13 protein-coding genes are annotated in these 14,208 nt (G+C 65.2%); 6 read left to right on the forward strand and 7 right to left on the reverse strand.

Translation table 11 applies throughout. From position 1 onward, the window contains the following. Positions 1-7: 7 nt before the first annotated feature. Both EU513_RS00385 and EU513_RS00390 read right to left on the reverse strand, forming a co-directional pair. A complete protein-coding gene (locus EU513_RS00385; RefSeq protein WP_129623885.1) occupies positions 8-274 on the reverse strand; it encodes a hypothetical protein in 267 nt (88 codons plus the stop codon). 28 nt (positions 275-302) lie between these two features. Further along, positions 303-827 carry a hypothetical protein gene (locus EU513_RS00390; protein ID WP_129623886.1) on the reverse strand — a complete coding sequence of 175 codons (525 nt, stop codon included), beginning with the start codon at positions 825-827 and terminating at the stop codon, positions 303-305. Positions 828-1,562: 735 nt separating this feature from the next. Here EU513_RS00390 and EU513_RS00395 point away from each other — a divergent pair. Beyond that, positions 1,563-2,282 carry an ABC transporter ATP-binding protein gene (locus EU513_RS00395; RefSeq protein ID WP_129623887.1) on the forward strand — a complete coding sequence of 240 codons (720 nt, stop codon included), beginning with the start codon at positions 1,563-1,565 and terminating at the stop codon, positions 2,280-2,282. Positions 2,283-4,070: 1,788 nt separating this feature from the next. Here EU513_RS00395 and EU513_RS00400 read toward each other — a convergent pair. From EU513_RS00400 to EU513_RS00420, 5 genes are all read right to left on the reverse strand, one after another. Beyond that, positions 4,071-5,474, reverse strand: a complete 1,404-nt coding sequence (locus EU513_RS00400) for an IS256 family transposase (protein WP_129623888.1) — start codon at positions 5,472-5,474, stop codon at positions 4,071-4,073. After that, positions 5,404-6,219, reverse strand: coding sequence for a hypothetical protein (locus EU513_RS00405; RefSeq protein ID WP_129623889.1), 816 nt, complete (start codon positions 6,217-6,219; stop codon positions 5,404-5,406). Before EU513_RS00405 ends, EU513_RS00400 begins: the two co-directional genes overlap by 71 nt. A gap of 61 nt (positions 6,220-6,280) precedes the next feature. Continuing rightward, positions 6,281-6,577: a hypothetical protein gene (locus EU513_RS00410; protein WP_129623890.1), complete on the reverse strand. Its 297-nt coding sequence runs from the start codon at positions 6,575-6,577 to the stop codon at positions 6,281-6,283. 74 nt (positions 6,578-6,651) lie between these two features. Continuing rightward, on the reverse strand, positions 6,652-6,936 hold the full coding sequence (locus EU513_RS00415) for a hypothetical protein (protein ID WP_129623891.1): 285 nt from the start codon (positions 6,934-6,936) through the stop codon (positions 6,652-6,654). Positions 6,937-6,992: 56 nt separating this feature from the next. Further along, a complete protein-coding gene (locus tag EU513_RS00420) occupies positions 6,993-7,268 on the reverse strand; it encodes a helix-turn-helix transcriptional regulator (protein WP_129623892.1) in 276 nt (91 codons plus the stop codon). Positions 7,269-7,340: 72 nt separating this feature from the next. Between EU513_RS00420 and EU513_RS00425 the strand changes: the two genes are divergently transcribed. From EU513_RS00425 to EU513_RS00440, 5 genes are all read left to right on the forward strand, one after another. Then, positions 7,341-7,535 (forward strand): hypothetical protein, encoded by a 195-nt coding sequence (locus EU513_RS00425; RefSeq protein WP_129623893.1) that lies wholly within the window; start codon positions 7,341-7,343, stop codon positions 7,533-7,535. Beyond that, positions 7,532-7,708, forward strand: a complete 177-nt coding sequence (locus tag EU513_RS15650) for a hypothetical protein (RefSeq protein ID WP_168990075.1) — start codon at positions 7,532-7,534, stop codon at positions 7,706-7,708. Before EU513_RS00425 ends, EU513_RS15650 begins: the two co-directional genes overlap by 4 nt. Positions 7,709-7,907: 199 nt before the next feature. Next, positions 7,908-8,513: a hypothetical protein gene (locus EU513_RS00430; RefSeq protein ID WP_129623894.1), complete on the forward strand. Its 606-nt coding sequence runs from the start codon at positions 7,908-7,910 to the stop codon at positions 8,511-8,513. 37 nt (positions 8,514-8,550) lie between these two features. Continuing rightward, positions 8,551-9,711 carry a hypothetical protein gene (locus EU513_RS00435; RefSeq protein WP_129623895.1) on the forward strand — a complete coding sequence of 387 codons (1,161 nt, stop codon included), beginning with the start codon at positions 8,551-8,553 and terminating at the stop codon, positions 9,709-9,711. A gap of 19 nt (positions 9,712-9,730) precedes the next feature. Beyond that, positions 9,731-14,104: a hypothetical protein gene (locus EU513_RS00440; RefSeq protein ID WP_129623896.1), complete on the forward strand. Its 4,374-nt coding sequence runs from the start codon at positions 9,731-9,733 to the stop codon at positions 14,102-14,104. The last annotated feature ends 104 nt before the right edge of the window (positions 14,105-14,208 follow it).

A 14,208-nucleotide genomic window follows, 5' to 3' on the forward strand; every position in this document is an offset into this window, starting at 1 on the left:
AGTCCGTTCATGACTGAACCTCCTGGTGGGCTGCTCGGACGCGATCGGTGAGTTCGCGTCGGGACAACCCCATGATCCTGGACCGCTCGGCCTTGTCCGAGATGCACTCGCTGCACGTCTCGATCGCCCCGGTGCGCTGGTGCCCCCAGACGGTCACCAGGTGGTAGCAGTCCATCCCGCTGTCGGGGTGGCACACGCGGTCGTCTCCGACGTGCGCCATACCGCGGGCGGGCTGACCGCAGTGTGCGCATACCGGGTGGGCGGTGTTCGACATGCCCGAGACGGTGCGACGCGACGGACGGTTATCGGATCTTGTGATCGTCGTGGTGCGCGACCCGTGCCAGCTCGACGGTGCCGTCGGTCAGCTCCCACCACAGCAGACGAGGACCGCCGGACTTAGTGATGATCGTGCAGCGGTACGCCGAGGCTCCGTCGTGACGTATGACCTGCCTGCCGCCCTCTCCGGCAAGTTGAGGGTGCGCTTTGCGCCCGTTGGTGTACGCGCGCCGGGTGAGGACGTCCACGGCTGCGGCGATGATCTGCTGCCGGTTCGCGAGCTGGAACGAGGGGTCGTTCAGGCTGCCCAGGAAGTCGACGCCGAACACGTACCGGCGCATCGGGTGCTGGTCGCGGTCTGCCGGTGGCAAGTGGCGCAGCCAGACCTGCTCGATGTCGTATCGCGCCTGCTGCGCCGGGTCGGTGAACAGGTCTTCGTCGCACAGTCCACCTGCATCACCGATCTGGCTGACGATGTGGGTGAACCGGTTGATCTTCTTGTTCAGGTCGGCCATGTCGGCGCGCAGTCCCACCAGGCCTGGTGTTCTCATTCGTCATCACGTGGTGGCCCTGCAGCCACGAGTGCGGGATCGCGTTGACGGGCGAGGGCGGCCTGTTGACCGCGCTGACCCGTCAGGTGCTGCAGTCGCCGCTGGAAGCGGAAGTGGCCCTCCATTTGGGATATGACAAGCACAACCCGCTACCCCGGACAGAACGCTCGCGCGAAGAGCACACGACACGCGGCAGCGGTGGAGCAGAAAGCCTGGACGTAAAGGTTTCGTATAGTAGCCGTCATGAGTAGCTAAAGACTCCGGGCGTTGAACCCTTGATGTTGTTGACTTGGCGTCGGTCGTCGGACGGCGATCTGGAGGCGGCTTCGCCTCAACTAGACACGTTCAAGGGAGAATTTGGATGCACAGGAACTTCGTTCGAGCGGTAGCCGTGGGCGCCGCCTGCCTAGCGATCGCGGGACCGGCCTACGCGGAAGGGAGCTTCACCACTTCGGTGACTGGGGTAGGTCCGGGTTTCGGTTCGCGTACGTGGACCGACAAGAACTCCGACAGCGCTTCGAACTACGCTCAGATCTACTCGTGCAACCGGGGAGCCAGAATCGCTATCTACCGGAACCGGCAGTGGCCGGTCCCCGATGAGGTGGTCGGCTCCGAGGCTGCGACCTGTGACGCCCGGGTCGGGTACAAGCGGACCTCCGGTGACATTCACTTCACGGTGAAGCAGGTTTCAGGTGGTGGCGGTCTCTCCGGCTCAGTGAAGGTGGCCTACTAGTCATGACAGTTGCCCTCGAGGACGTTTCGGTCCGGATGGCGCGCCGGGATGTTCTCGAGGGCTTGTCCTGGCAGCTGCCCTCCAAGGGGAAAACTTTACTGTTGGGGCGCAACGGTGCCGGCAAATCGACGACGCTGCGAGTGGCGAGCGGCCTCCAGGCGCCCCGTGAGGGTCGCGTATGTGTCGATGGGGGACCGGTGTCTCAGAAGCAGCTGAAAGCTCGGGTTGCGATGATGCCGCAGGACATCTGCGCGTTGGACGGTCTGACAGTTCGGGAGCAGGTCGCGTTCGCTTCGTGGCTCGGCGGGTCCAGCGAACGTGAGGCTAGGAAGCTTGCCGATGAGGCTCTGAAGGCAGCTGATCTTGTTAGTCTGGCGGATCGTTCACCGAGTGCTTTGTCCGGTGGTGAGCTGAGGAGGGTGGGGCTAGCTGAGGTTCTCGCTCGCCCAGCCGATGTTTTGTTGCTAGACGAGCCGACTGCTGGGTTGGACCCTGCACAGCGGGTTCGTGTGAGGGATCTGATCCTGCGCATTGATCGACCTGTTGTCGTTTCCACCCATCAGCTCGACGATGTTGATGTCATCTTCGAAGAGGTCGCGGTCATTGACGGGGGGAAGCTGGTCTTCCAAGGAGACATTGACGAGTTCATCGCACGAGGCGAGGGCAACAGTCCATATCGTCGCGTGGAGTCAGCTTTCCTTGCTCTGACAGGTGACGTGTGAGCTGGTGGAGGGGGCTGCGCTGGTCCCTGAGCTGGGTATTCGTCCCGCTGGTGGTGGCCTGCACCTACGCAGCTGCAGTTTCCGAAAAGGAACACTTCGGTGACTACCGGCTCGTCGGGTTGAGCCAGGCGTGGGTGTCGCTGGTCGTGAGCGCTCCGCTCATGGCGGCCTGGGCGGCTTGGGATGTTGGACGGCTGCGGCGCTGGTTGGGGCAGCGGTTCGGTCCAGCACAGCAAATGCGGGCTGTGATTCGCGTGCTGGGTGGAGGAGTTGCTCTGACCATCGGGGGGGCATGCGTCGTAGTGGTCCTCGTTGCAGGCGCACCGGACTCACTCCTGGCCGGATCCACCCTCGTGATAGGCGCGGTCTCCTTGGTGATGGGAGCTGCTTGGGGAGCCGCACTCGCCGCCGTGCTCCCTCGCGTGATCGCTAGTCCTATCGCTCTTGTGACCGGCTATGCAGTGATGGCTATCTCCATCAGTGACCCGGGCCGCCGGGTCGCTCGTGTTGTTCTCCCGGGAGTGACGGCGTCCTGTTGCTCATCGACTGAGCAAATCCATGCCTCCGCTTTGGCGACGGTAGCCACCATGGCGCTTCTCGTGATCCTGCTGTCGATCGTCGTGATCGCTGCGGCATCTCGAACACGCCGGGACGGCATCACTGCGCTACTTACCGCGGCAGTGCTGGCCATCGCCGGCGCATGGGGCCTTGCTCATCTGCCGGGAACCACAGCAAGTACCGCGAGAACGACCAAGCCAGTCTGTACCGCTACAGGTGGCCAGCAGGTCTGCGTATGGCCTGAGCACCAAGACGAGCTGCCGGAAGTGGTGGGTTTCCTCCGGGGCGCGCACCAGAAGATGAACTCCGCAGGGGTCTCGCTACCTCCTCGGTGGAGCGAAAAGCCTACGCCCGGCTCAATCACCTTCCTGTGGACGCGGGGCCTGACCCTCTCCGAGCACAGGTATGCCCTAGCCGTGGACCTCGCTCACGCGTCAGGATGCAACACCGTCGAATCCGAAGAGCGAGCGACGGCTCACCTCGGCCGTTTCCTGGGCCTGACCCGTGGCGAAGTCGCTGAACGCAACCCATCTGCTGCGGCAGCGGTCAAAGAACTCGACGGTCTCCCCGCTGACCAAGTGCATTCACGCCTGAGATCCGTGTTGACGGGGTGCGGCTCATGATGTTGTACCTGAAGTCCCGTCGCGTGGCCTGGCTCATCCTCGCGGCAACCGCAGCCGTCATCGCGGGGTCTATCGGCCGATCAGGCGTCCTAGTTCCCGGCATCATCGGCGGAGGAGAAGGATCGACTGCGGACATCCCCACCATCGCCGCACTGGCCCTCTCGGTCACCGCCGCCGCGTGCCTGCGGAACCGGCACACACACCTCACCCGCGGGGCGGCACGATCGACAGGGTGGATGGACTCGGCCCTACTCCTGTCGTTGTGCGCCGTAGTCCTCCTCGTCGCGTCTGCCGCCCCAACCCCGCAATGGGACGCCGCACGCAATTGCATCCTTCTCACCTCCTGTGCCGCCGGACTGTCCGCAATCTCCAACCCACCAGTAGCCACCATCACCACGGGCCTGCTGACCCTCTTCATGCTCACCTACGGCAGCTCCGCCCCCGGTGGACGGTTCGTCCGGATACTCCAGACGCCCGCAGGAAACACCTGGTCGCTACTCGCAACCACCACATGCCTCGGCGCAGGACTACTCGCCCTAGCGGCATCCTCCAGGTGGTCTGGGTCCGTCGGGGAGTGTCAGAATTTCGGTGTTTCTGGTCCTGTTGATTAGTACTGTTCTGCGGTGGGCCAGCGGCCCTCGAAGACGGTCGCGAACACGTTGAGTGCTGGCTTCCATCGCATGGTCCATCGTGCCTGTCCTCGCCCGGTGGGGTCCAGCGACCTGGTGACCAGGCACAGGCATTTGAGGGCTGCTTGCTCGTTCGGGAAGTGCCCGCGGGCGCGGACTGCTCGCCGGTAGCGGGCGTTCAACGACTCGATCGCGTTGGTGCTGAAGAAGATTCGCCGGATCTCGACGTCGTAGGCCAGGAACGGGGTGAACTCTTCCCAGGCGTTGTCCCACAACCGGATCAGCGCCGGGTACTGCTGGCCCCAGCTGTCGGTGAACGTCTCGAACTGTGCTCGTGCCGCCTGCGCAGTGGGCGCGGTGTACACCAGCTCCAGTTCCTTGGCGATCTGGTCCCAGTACTTACGCGACGTCAGCCGGAAACTGTTGCGGAGCAAGTGAATGACACACGTCTGGACGGTCGTGTCCGGCCAGGTCGTGGCCACCACCTCCGGCAAGCCCTTCAGGCCGTCACAGACAACGAACATCGTGTCCTTGATGCCGCGGTTCTTCAACTCGGTCAGCACCGCCAGCCAATACTTCGCACCCTCCCCGTCGCCGGGGGTGCCGGCCCACAACCCGAGCACGTCCTTACGCCCGTCGACGCTCACCCCGATCGCGGCGTAGAACGGCCGGTTGGCGACCTGCCCGTCACGCACCTTGACCACGATCGCGTCGATAAAGATCGCCGCGTACACCGGGTCCAACCGCCCGGGGGCCAGCCACTGGTTCAACTCCTCGCCGATTCGGTCGGTGATCCGGCTGATGGTGTCCCTGGACACGCTCGCGCCGTAGATCTCCTCCAAGTGCGCGCTGATCTCACCAGTCGTCAAACCCTTCGCGGTCAGCGACAGCACCACCTGCTCCACCGACCCGAGCTTGCGGTGGTGCTTGGGCACGATCACCGGTTCGAACATGACCGCCCGGTCCCGCGGCACCTGGATCTCGACCTTTCCCACATTGTCCGTCAGTACGGTCTTGGTCCGAGTTCCGGTGCGACCATGACGAATCCGCTCATCCGCATTGCTAGTCGCATCATCGTCATCGTCAGTACCAGCGGCTGGTGCCGGCGGCTCGTGCTTGCCGTGGCCGAGGTGCTCGGTCATCTCCTCTTCCAAGGAGACCTCCAGCACCATCTTGGTCAGGTCCTTCAACAGTCCTGACCCGGGGCCGGTCAGCGAGTCACCGTTCGCGCGGGCTTCCTGCACCAGCTCGGTGATCGCCGCCAACCAGCGTGCCTGCTCCTCAGATTTCTTTGGCAGACGACCGGCCGGCTCACGCCGCCGAGACGATACCTGGGCTTCGGCCCGGTCCTGGTTGCTGTTGTTCACGTCCTGCAGTGTCATGCGCTACTGCTCCGACCCCGCCCCAACGAAGGGGCGTGTCACGGACCAGCTCCGTCGTCTCGGTGGCGAGGATCTCGTTGCTCAGCGTCAAGTCCTCGATCTGCTTGGCCCACGGTTGGTTCTCCTTGACCGGTGGCTCTACGCCTTCCGTCTCGGACGGTCGTTCCGGACGCTGCATCGTCGGCTCGCAGGAGGCATTTTTCTGCTCCGGTGAACCGACCGTGCTTGACACCGGCCCGGGTTTCGGAAGCTCATCCCGGTCCCGCATCTTCGACAGCAGGTCGGCGACCTCAGCCGGTAATCGGTGAGTCAGCGCCTGACGTGTCCCGTGAGACGGCGGTAGCGCGGGCGCCATGCGACGGCAGGCGTGCTGGCAGGAGCGACGGATCCGTTCGAGTGCTTCATCGTCATCATCGCCGGGGCGGTGAATGACCATCGTGTCGTCCCAGCCGCCACGCTCAACGACACGGATCTCACCGCCGTACGTCGTGTACCTCTTGTTGTCGATCCGGTCCAGGTCCCACCCGGTGTCGAAGCTGGCAAGGACACGGACATGGGCGAGGTTGCCGAGAACCTCGATGACGCGCTGCGGTGGTATCGAGGTCTCCCCCGACCGGCGCCGGCTCATGATGACGACGGGCTTGTCGCGCTCAGGGTCTTGCAGCAGATCGGCGAGGCGGTCAAGGCCCGAGCTGTCGACATGGTGCTCGGAAGGGGCGGCCGGTAGGGAGGACACACGAGCCATGCTCGCGGGTGTCGCAGCGGTCTGGGGCCGTTCGCGATGGCGGTTACGTGCCGGCATCGCTTCAGGCATCCCCATTGGTCTCAGTGTCCGTCTCCGTCCCGGTCTCGATACCGGACACGATTGCCTCGGCGATGAGCCGGAGCATCCCGGCGGCTTCGTCAGCCGGCAGTTGCGACAGCGAGACGTCGAGCGCGATGGAGTACTCACCGTCCGGTTGGTTGTCCGAGGGCTCAATGAGGATCAGGGGTTGCATACCGAAAGCGATCGACCGGACAACGGCCCGACCACTGCTTTCGGGGTACTCGTTCAGGGTGACGACGAACTGGTCTTCGGCCTGTGCCGAGGAGGATGTGCTCATACTCGCGACGGTGCGACGGACCGCAGACATCAGTGCGGTCCGCCGCACCGTCGGTCGACCAGGTGTGGCCGAGGTCAGCCCTCGGTGGACTCAGCGGACTCCGAAGCGCCCTGTTGCCCCGAGCCGCTGCTGACGGCCTCGGCGTTCTCCATTGCGTCGGCGAGGTCACGCAGGATGCCGACCGCCTCTTCGATGGTCAGCTGGCTGAGTGCGACATCGAGGGACAGTGAACTCTCATCGCCGCGCTGGTCGTCCGAGGGTTGGATGAGGATACTTGGGAAGTCGCCGAGAGCGACCTCGAGGTTGGCGCCCTCGGTGAAGAGCTGGATGTTGGCGTGCAGGTGGCCTTCGGCGTCCAAGGCGGTCTTCTTTCGTCGAGAAATGGACAGTCAACCGGCACGGTGCGACGGACCTGTCAGTTCGCTGCGTCGCGCGGTAGCAGCAAGTCGTTCGGCGTGCACTCCAGGATCCGGCACAGCGCGGCCAGTTGCTCGATCGGCAGCCGGATCGGAACAGACCGCAGCACTCGGTTCGCCTGTGGGTGACTGATCCCGACGCCCTCATCAAGCAACCGGCGGTGCAGATCGACAGCCGTCCAGATCCCCCGCTCGGCGGCCAGCACCCGCACGTTCCACGTCACGCCGGATTCCCCGGCCGGACCTGATCCGTGCAGTCCTGTCTCTTCAGACATGTCCTCGTCCACCTCGGCATCGAACCATCGCAGGAGACGGTGGGACAGCCCCTACGTCGCACCGTGGGCAACATGGAACCGACCAGCTCAACGACAACCGTGAACGCCCTGGAACGGCTCCGGGCCCGGCGCGGATTATGGCTCGAACCGGCCGACCTGCTCGATGCCGACCTCGCCGCCACCAATCCCACTGCGGCCCACCTGCGCGGACAGCACATCGTGTATCGCCCCGGCGATCCGGTCGAGCTGCCTGCCGCTGCGCAATGACACCCCTCGCCTGGGCCGCCGCGACGGCTCTGTCCTCGTTGACCTTGTCCGGGTGGGCGGCACGGCAGTACGCAGACCACCCACATGCCATCGCCCGCTGGGCAACAACTGCGGCGTTCATCCTCTCGCTGTGGACCTGCGCCGAAGTCGGCTACCTGGCGATCCCCCGGTAGTGATCAACGGCGCAGGCCTGACAGGCCTGGCTCCGTGGAAGTTGCCCACGGAGGTGAAGCCGCCGGTGGGTAGCTCCTTCCCGGCAAAAGTCGACCTGGCTCAACGGGATCTACCCACCGGACTACGTCCGGCTGGGCAACTTCCGACCTCCGGCAGAAACCGCACCCTGGCTCCGTGGAAGTTGCCCATGAAACAGGTGTGAGCGATTACAGCCTTCCCAACAGCACCTACGATTCGGCGTCCGACCGCGGATCCGATCCCGTTTCCGACGACGCGTCGACGCAGCAGGTCGAGCAGACCGAGGCGCCGAAGAAGAAGGCCGCCAAGGCCCGGGAGTTCTCCGAGGAGCAGAAGCAGGCTCGTGCTGCCGCCGAGCGGGAGCGCACCCAGCGCCGCAAGCTCGTGGCAGCGCTGGACAAGTACGAGGACTTCCGCGACATGGAGTCCGCGCACCTGCAGTTGGCCGCGACGTTGCTCGGCTGCTCCGCGGACGCCAAGTCGGTGACGATCGCCGCCGTCATGCCGCCAGCTGGAGCGTCCAGCCCGTCAGCCGTCGCCGAACTCATCGACCAGCTGCGCGCTGACGACCCGATGGACGCCCTGGTGGCTGCCGCTGGGATCGCCGAGGACAAGCCGATGCTGCGCGGCGTCTGGTCGCTGCTCGGCATCTTCCTGCCTGACCTGTCTGAGCGCGTCCCGACCGGCGACAACTTGCACGTCGGCCGTGACCTGGCTCGTGCCGCCGCCCGCTTGTCCGACGACGACCTGCAGACCGTGCAATCCGTGCTGTCCACCCTGCGCTGACCGTCCTTCCCACCCGCGACCAAGGAGCCCACCCCACATGGCCCTGCTGACCAAGAAGAAGTCAGGGACCGAGAACCTGGACATCGCCGACGGCGGTGACCTGTTCGGTGAAATGGAGACCGCGCCGCGCGCGGACCTCGACCTGCGCGAGAAGAACATTCGGCGCGGCAAGCTCATCAAGTGGGGTCTCATCGTCTCCTTGGCGATGATCCCGGTCTCCTGCCTCGGCTCGGTGAACGCCTCCAACCTGGCCGCAAGCAACCAGGCCGAGGTCGCCGAACTGAAGGCGAACGGCATCGCCGACATGGGCAAGATCGAGGACGATCCTGGAAAGTTCGCAGCCACCTCGGCACTACAGTCCTGGCTTGACGCGGTGCCCGCCCCGCTCCCCGGCGGACAGATCATGTCCTGGGACGGTTCGGTGAAGCAGCCCGGATATGACAAGACCAAGGTCAGCCGGATGTTGGAGAACTTCACCGTTCTCGATGGCGCCGGACGCGGGTACACCGCCACTCTCGAGGTGTCGGTCGACCCCCGCGGCGGAGCGCAGGTCATGTTCGGTCCATCGCTCATTCCGATCCCGCAGGCCGCGACCGACGGATGGGCCGGCACCGAACTGTGGCCGGGTCTGGAGCCGGGCGGCGACGTCACACCGTCGGTTTCGACGGCTGTGCAGTCATGGGCGACTGCTTACACCTCCGGCGATGCCGACGCTCTGCGCGTGGCTGTCGGCGACGGCGACTCCTCGCACACCTACTTGGTGCTGTCCGGCATCACCTCGGTCACCGCCTCGGCGTCCGCGATGGCGACGACCAAGGACGGCACGATCGCTCGCGTCGAACTCCAGCCGACCTGGGCGGGTCGCTCGAACGGCAGCAGCGGGCAAGTCACCCCGATGATCTTCGACGTCCTCATCCAGCGTGCCGACACGGCCGCGCCGCAGGTTGTCGCCTGGGGTGCCCCTGGGTCCGGGCCCCGGCTCAAGCCGTACGTCAACGCGATCACGGTGCCAGCGAACGTGCTCGGTACCGCGACCGCCCCGTCAGCGGAGACCTCGGAGCCCACGAAGAAGGGCGACCCCGGCGGCACCGCGAACACCAGCGCCCCGACCGGAACCGGATCGCCGTCCGCGTCAGGCAGCGGCACCTCCACTCCGGCCGCGCCGTCGAGCACCTCCGACGCGTCCTCCTCGAACTGATCCAAGGAGACCACCCAACATGGCTACCAAAAACGCACCCAAGAACAGCAAGCCCAAGAAGCTGAACTCGCCGATCACCGACGACCAGCCGGACTGGCCCACTCAGGTCAAGAAGGTCTACTCCTCCGGCGTCATCGTCACGGTCAACAACGAGGTCTGGCTGTACCGCCGTGTGCCGCTCGGCCCCGTCGTTTCCGCGCGGTCGATGAAGGACGCCGTCGACATCGGATCCCCGATCTTCCGGGCCTGCCAGGAGGTCGAAGCGCTCACCTCTCGGTCGATGGCGAAGAACCGGCGCATGTCCAAGCACAACTACCGGGACATCCACATGCTGCTGGTGAACGTGCCGAAGTTGTACGTCCCGGACGACAAGCAGCCGCTGAAGGCCTACCTCGCCCAGCAGTTCTCCGGCAAGACTGTCGACCAGCGCTTGCTGCTGTTCGGGGTCCGGCTGCGTAACTCGGCTTTCCGTTCCGGTTGGGACTACGCCCTGCAGGCGCTCACCGAGGCGATCACGTTGCAGAACGTCGGCGTGCAACTTCCCGAGTACGCCGCGGACTTCAAGAAGGTCTCCGCTGCACTGACCCGTGCCGGCATGATCGAGGCCACCAGTGGGCAGCTGCACCTGGCGGACTCGTGGTGGAACCTGGGTCGCAACGCCGACGTGCCCTACCTGGTTCACTCCGACCACCTGCACATGTTCACCGCGCCCGGTTCACTCACCGACGCCGCCCGGCTCGAGCGGGACAAGGTGCCGTGCTCGGCCCCGGAGTGGAAGAAGCTGCGGCAGACGCACACACTGTCGATGTCGGCCTTCGACACCTTCAACTTCAACTGGCGTGACATCAACTCCTCCGAGGTGCATTTCTTCCCGGAGCTGCTCGGCGCCGGCGCTCAGGCGGTCAGTCTGCGCGGCAAGGTCGAACCCACGGACATTACCCGCAACGAGCTGCGCTCCGGCCGCCGCCGGATGATGGCCGACATCAACGAGTCGCGCTCTCAGGGTGCGATGGACCGCGCCGAGCAGGACGAGAAGCTCGAAACGCTGCGCCAGATGGAAGACCTGTACTCCGGTTCGACCTTGTCGTTGCCGAGCATCATCGACTGCTCGATCGTTACGGCGCTCAACGGTTCGCGAGGCGGGTCCTACGACGTGCGTGGTGAGACGGCCCGAGTGAAGCTCGGCCTGCTCACTGAGCGCCAGGAGAAGGCGCTGGCCGAGATGATGCTTGGGTCCAATGTCCGATCCAACCCCAACCTGCGCGACCTGCCGGCGACAGCCGCGGCCTTCACCGGGGCACCGAACCTCGCGATGTGCGGCGACAGGACCGGTGCGCTGCTCGGCTTCACCGAGAACGACAAGCAGCCGGTCTACATCTCCAGCGACGCGGCAGCCAACGAGGACCAACTGCCGATGTTCCTGGTCGCCGCCGGAACCGGGTCGGGTAAGCTCCTTGACATGTCAACTACTTTGCCAACTCCGTTGGGCAACAAGCGAGTTGGCGATCTAAAGGTCGGTGACGAGGTCCTCGGACGCAACGGGAAGATCACCACGATCACCTACCTGTCGCCGGTCAACCCGAACCCGGACCTGTACCGGATCACCTTCTCCGATGGCCAGACCCTCGACGCGGACTTCGACCACCAGTGGGTCGTGTCCAGCTTCAAGGACCGGCACCGTAACAACTCCGGCGATCACCGCGAGGCCATCACTCGGTGGGAGGAGAAGCGCGCCGTCGCGGACCGCGTCCACGACCTCGCTGAGCGTTTAGCTGCCGACGACACCGGTGCCAGCGTGACCGAACTGCACCGCCTGCTCGATGTCGAGCTCGATGCGCTCAACCCGTGGTCCGGTCCGGACGCTGTCCGTGCCGCCCTGGTGATGATGGACGCCCCGTTCGTCACCAGGATGCAGTCAAAGACCGCCACCCGTCACCGCACCGAGCCGATCGTCAAGATCGACCCGGTGGTGCTGTGGCCGGTGCGTGAACTGCTCGAAGCCAACATCTCCCGCTGGACCACCACCTCCCCCGGCAACGCTGCCCGGTGGAAGGACCGCATCGCCTCGCGCGTCGCCGCGGCCCAGTCGATCCTGGCCGACCTGGACGACGGCCGCGAAGAAACCGCCGCTGAGATCGCCCGGATGCTGCGTGCTCACCAAGGAGACTTCCGTCAGGGGGCCAAGGCCGAACTGGCAACATGCGGCCGCGCCGCTGGAGTGCCGTCCCGCAAGGGTTTCCGTGAAGTCACCGTCCCGCTCGGCGGTCACTTCACCAGCCAGCACCCGGTCAACTTCTACGCGACCACCATCGCCCTGAAGTCGCTGGCAGCCCGCCTGGACCAGCAGCTCCACAACAAGCCGGTCACCGGTGTCATGGAGCAGCGGATGACCACCGGCGAAATGCTGGCTGCCGGGCTGAAGCACGCCGGCACACATAGCAACTTCGCGATCCGCCTCGCCGAAGCGATCCAGCTGCCTGAAGCCGACCTGCCGTTGGATCCGTACATCCTGGGTGCGTGGCTCGGTGACGGCACCACGGGGAACGGACAGTTCACCAGCGGCACCGCGGGATCCTGTACGGATCGCTGCGGTGTGACCGACCAGGAGTACCTGTGTCGCGAACTGGAGCGCGCTGGTTTCACGGTGGGTACGTGTGGCGTGAAGACGATCAACGTGCTCGGAATGCGTCCCGCGCTTCGGGAGGCAGGGGTGTTCGCAGACAAGCGCATCCCAATGGCCTACCTGCGCGGCAGCTACGAGCAGCGCCTCGCGGTGCTGCAGGGGCTCATGGACACCGACGGGTCGATCGACGCCGAAGGCGCGTGCGAACTCACCCTGTGCAAGCAAGACCTCGCCCACGACGCACTGGAGCTCATCCGTTCGCTCGGCATCAAGGTGGCGATGCGGGAGGCTGAGGCCGCGTACACGCTCACCGACCCGGAGACCGGTGAGAAGACCCGCACCGTCACCGGAACCCGCTACCGGATGGCGTTCACCACCAACCAGGAGATCTTCCGTCTGCCCCGCAAGCGGGAGAAGCTGCCGTTGACGGTGCGCGACACCCAGAAGTGGCTCTACATCACCGACATCCAGCCGATCGAATCAGTGCCTGGGCGGTGCCTGACCGTGGCCGACCCGGACCACGTCTACCTCGCCGGCGGCTTCATCCCAAGCAGCAACACGATGTCGCTGCTGAACATGGCCGATCAGTGGGCCCGTGCCGGTGTCCCCCAGATCATCACCGACTGGAAGCCGGGATCCGACCACTCCGACACCGTGCGTGCAGCTGGAGGACAGTGCCTCAAGCTGTCCGACCTCACCTCCGGTGACGGTGTCTTCGACCCGCTGCGTTTCAGTCACGACGTCAAGGCCGGCCTGGAGTACGCGAGCTCGATGCTGCTGGAAGTCTCGCCGTGGCCGGAAGGCTCCAAGAAGTATGAGTCGCAGCTGATGGTCGCGCTCGACTACGGCGTGAAGAACGGTGCCACCTGCATCGGTCAGGCCCTCAAGATCGCTCTGGACGCCAAGAAGGCATCCGAGGACATGGTGAAGCCGATCCTCGACTACGCGGAAACCTCCATCAACTTCCGCGCCTGTGTGGGGATGGACCCGCAGGCTGAGGGGCTCGCCGTGGCCGACGGCATCACCTACATCTTCGTCGGTGACTCCAGCCTGGAGCTGCCGCCGATGGGCAAGCCGGCGACGACGATGAACCAGCGCATCGCCGCGCAGCTGGTGCGCATGGCGGTCTTCGGTTCAGTGATGGCGCTGGCGTACCGCGACGGTGTTTGCCACTTCGACGAGGCGTGGGTTCTCACGAACAACAGCCCCGAGGAGCTGGACCGCATCGGTCGTCTGGTGCGCCAGTTGAGGGTGCTGCCCATTCTCTACACCCAGCGCGTCAGCGACGCCGTGAACGCGGGTCTGACCGGATTCATCAGTCGCGGGCTGATCATGCACATCGCTGACCGGGAAGAGGCACTGGCCGCCTGCGCCCTGTTCAAACTGGAACCGACCGAGGAGCGGTTGGAGCGGATCACCGCCCGGTCGTCGCTCGGTAAGGGCACGGATGCCGGGGAGGACTCCGCTGGCCTGAACTGGAACTCACTCAAGGCGTTGGTCATGAAGAGCGACGACGAGGGCGGGCCGCGAATCGTCAAACGCGGCGCGGTCGGTATTCACATCGACCTGGAAGGTCGAGCCGTTCCTGTCGTCATCGACCTGCCGCCGGACTTCCTCGAGATGGCGTCGACGAACCCTGTCGACATCGCGCGCCGTGAGGCGAAGAAGCGGTTGCGGTTGCTGTCCAAGGACTCGGCCCCGATCGAGGCCACCGAGCCGGTCATCATCACCGCCGCCGACGAGGATGCCGACATGTTCGCCGCCAGTTAGGCGAACTCATAGACCGACGAACCCCGGCAGGCATGGGTGGGCTCTGCCGGGGTTCGTCGCCTCATCGCTGACGACTTAGCGGTTTCTGACGCCCAATGAGCCGC

It is taken from the genome of Yimella sp. RIT 621 (assembly GCF_004146205.1).
GTDB classification, from domain to species: Bacteria; Actinomycetota; Actinomycetes; order Actinomycetales; family Dermatophilaceae; genus Yimella; species Yimella lutea.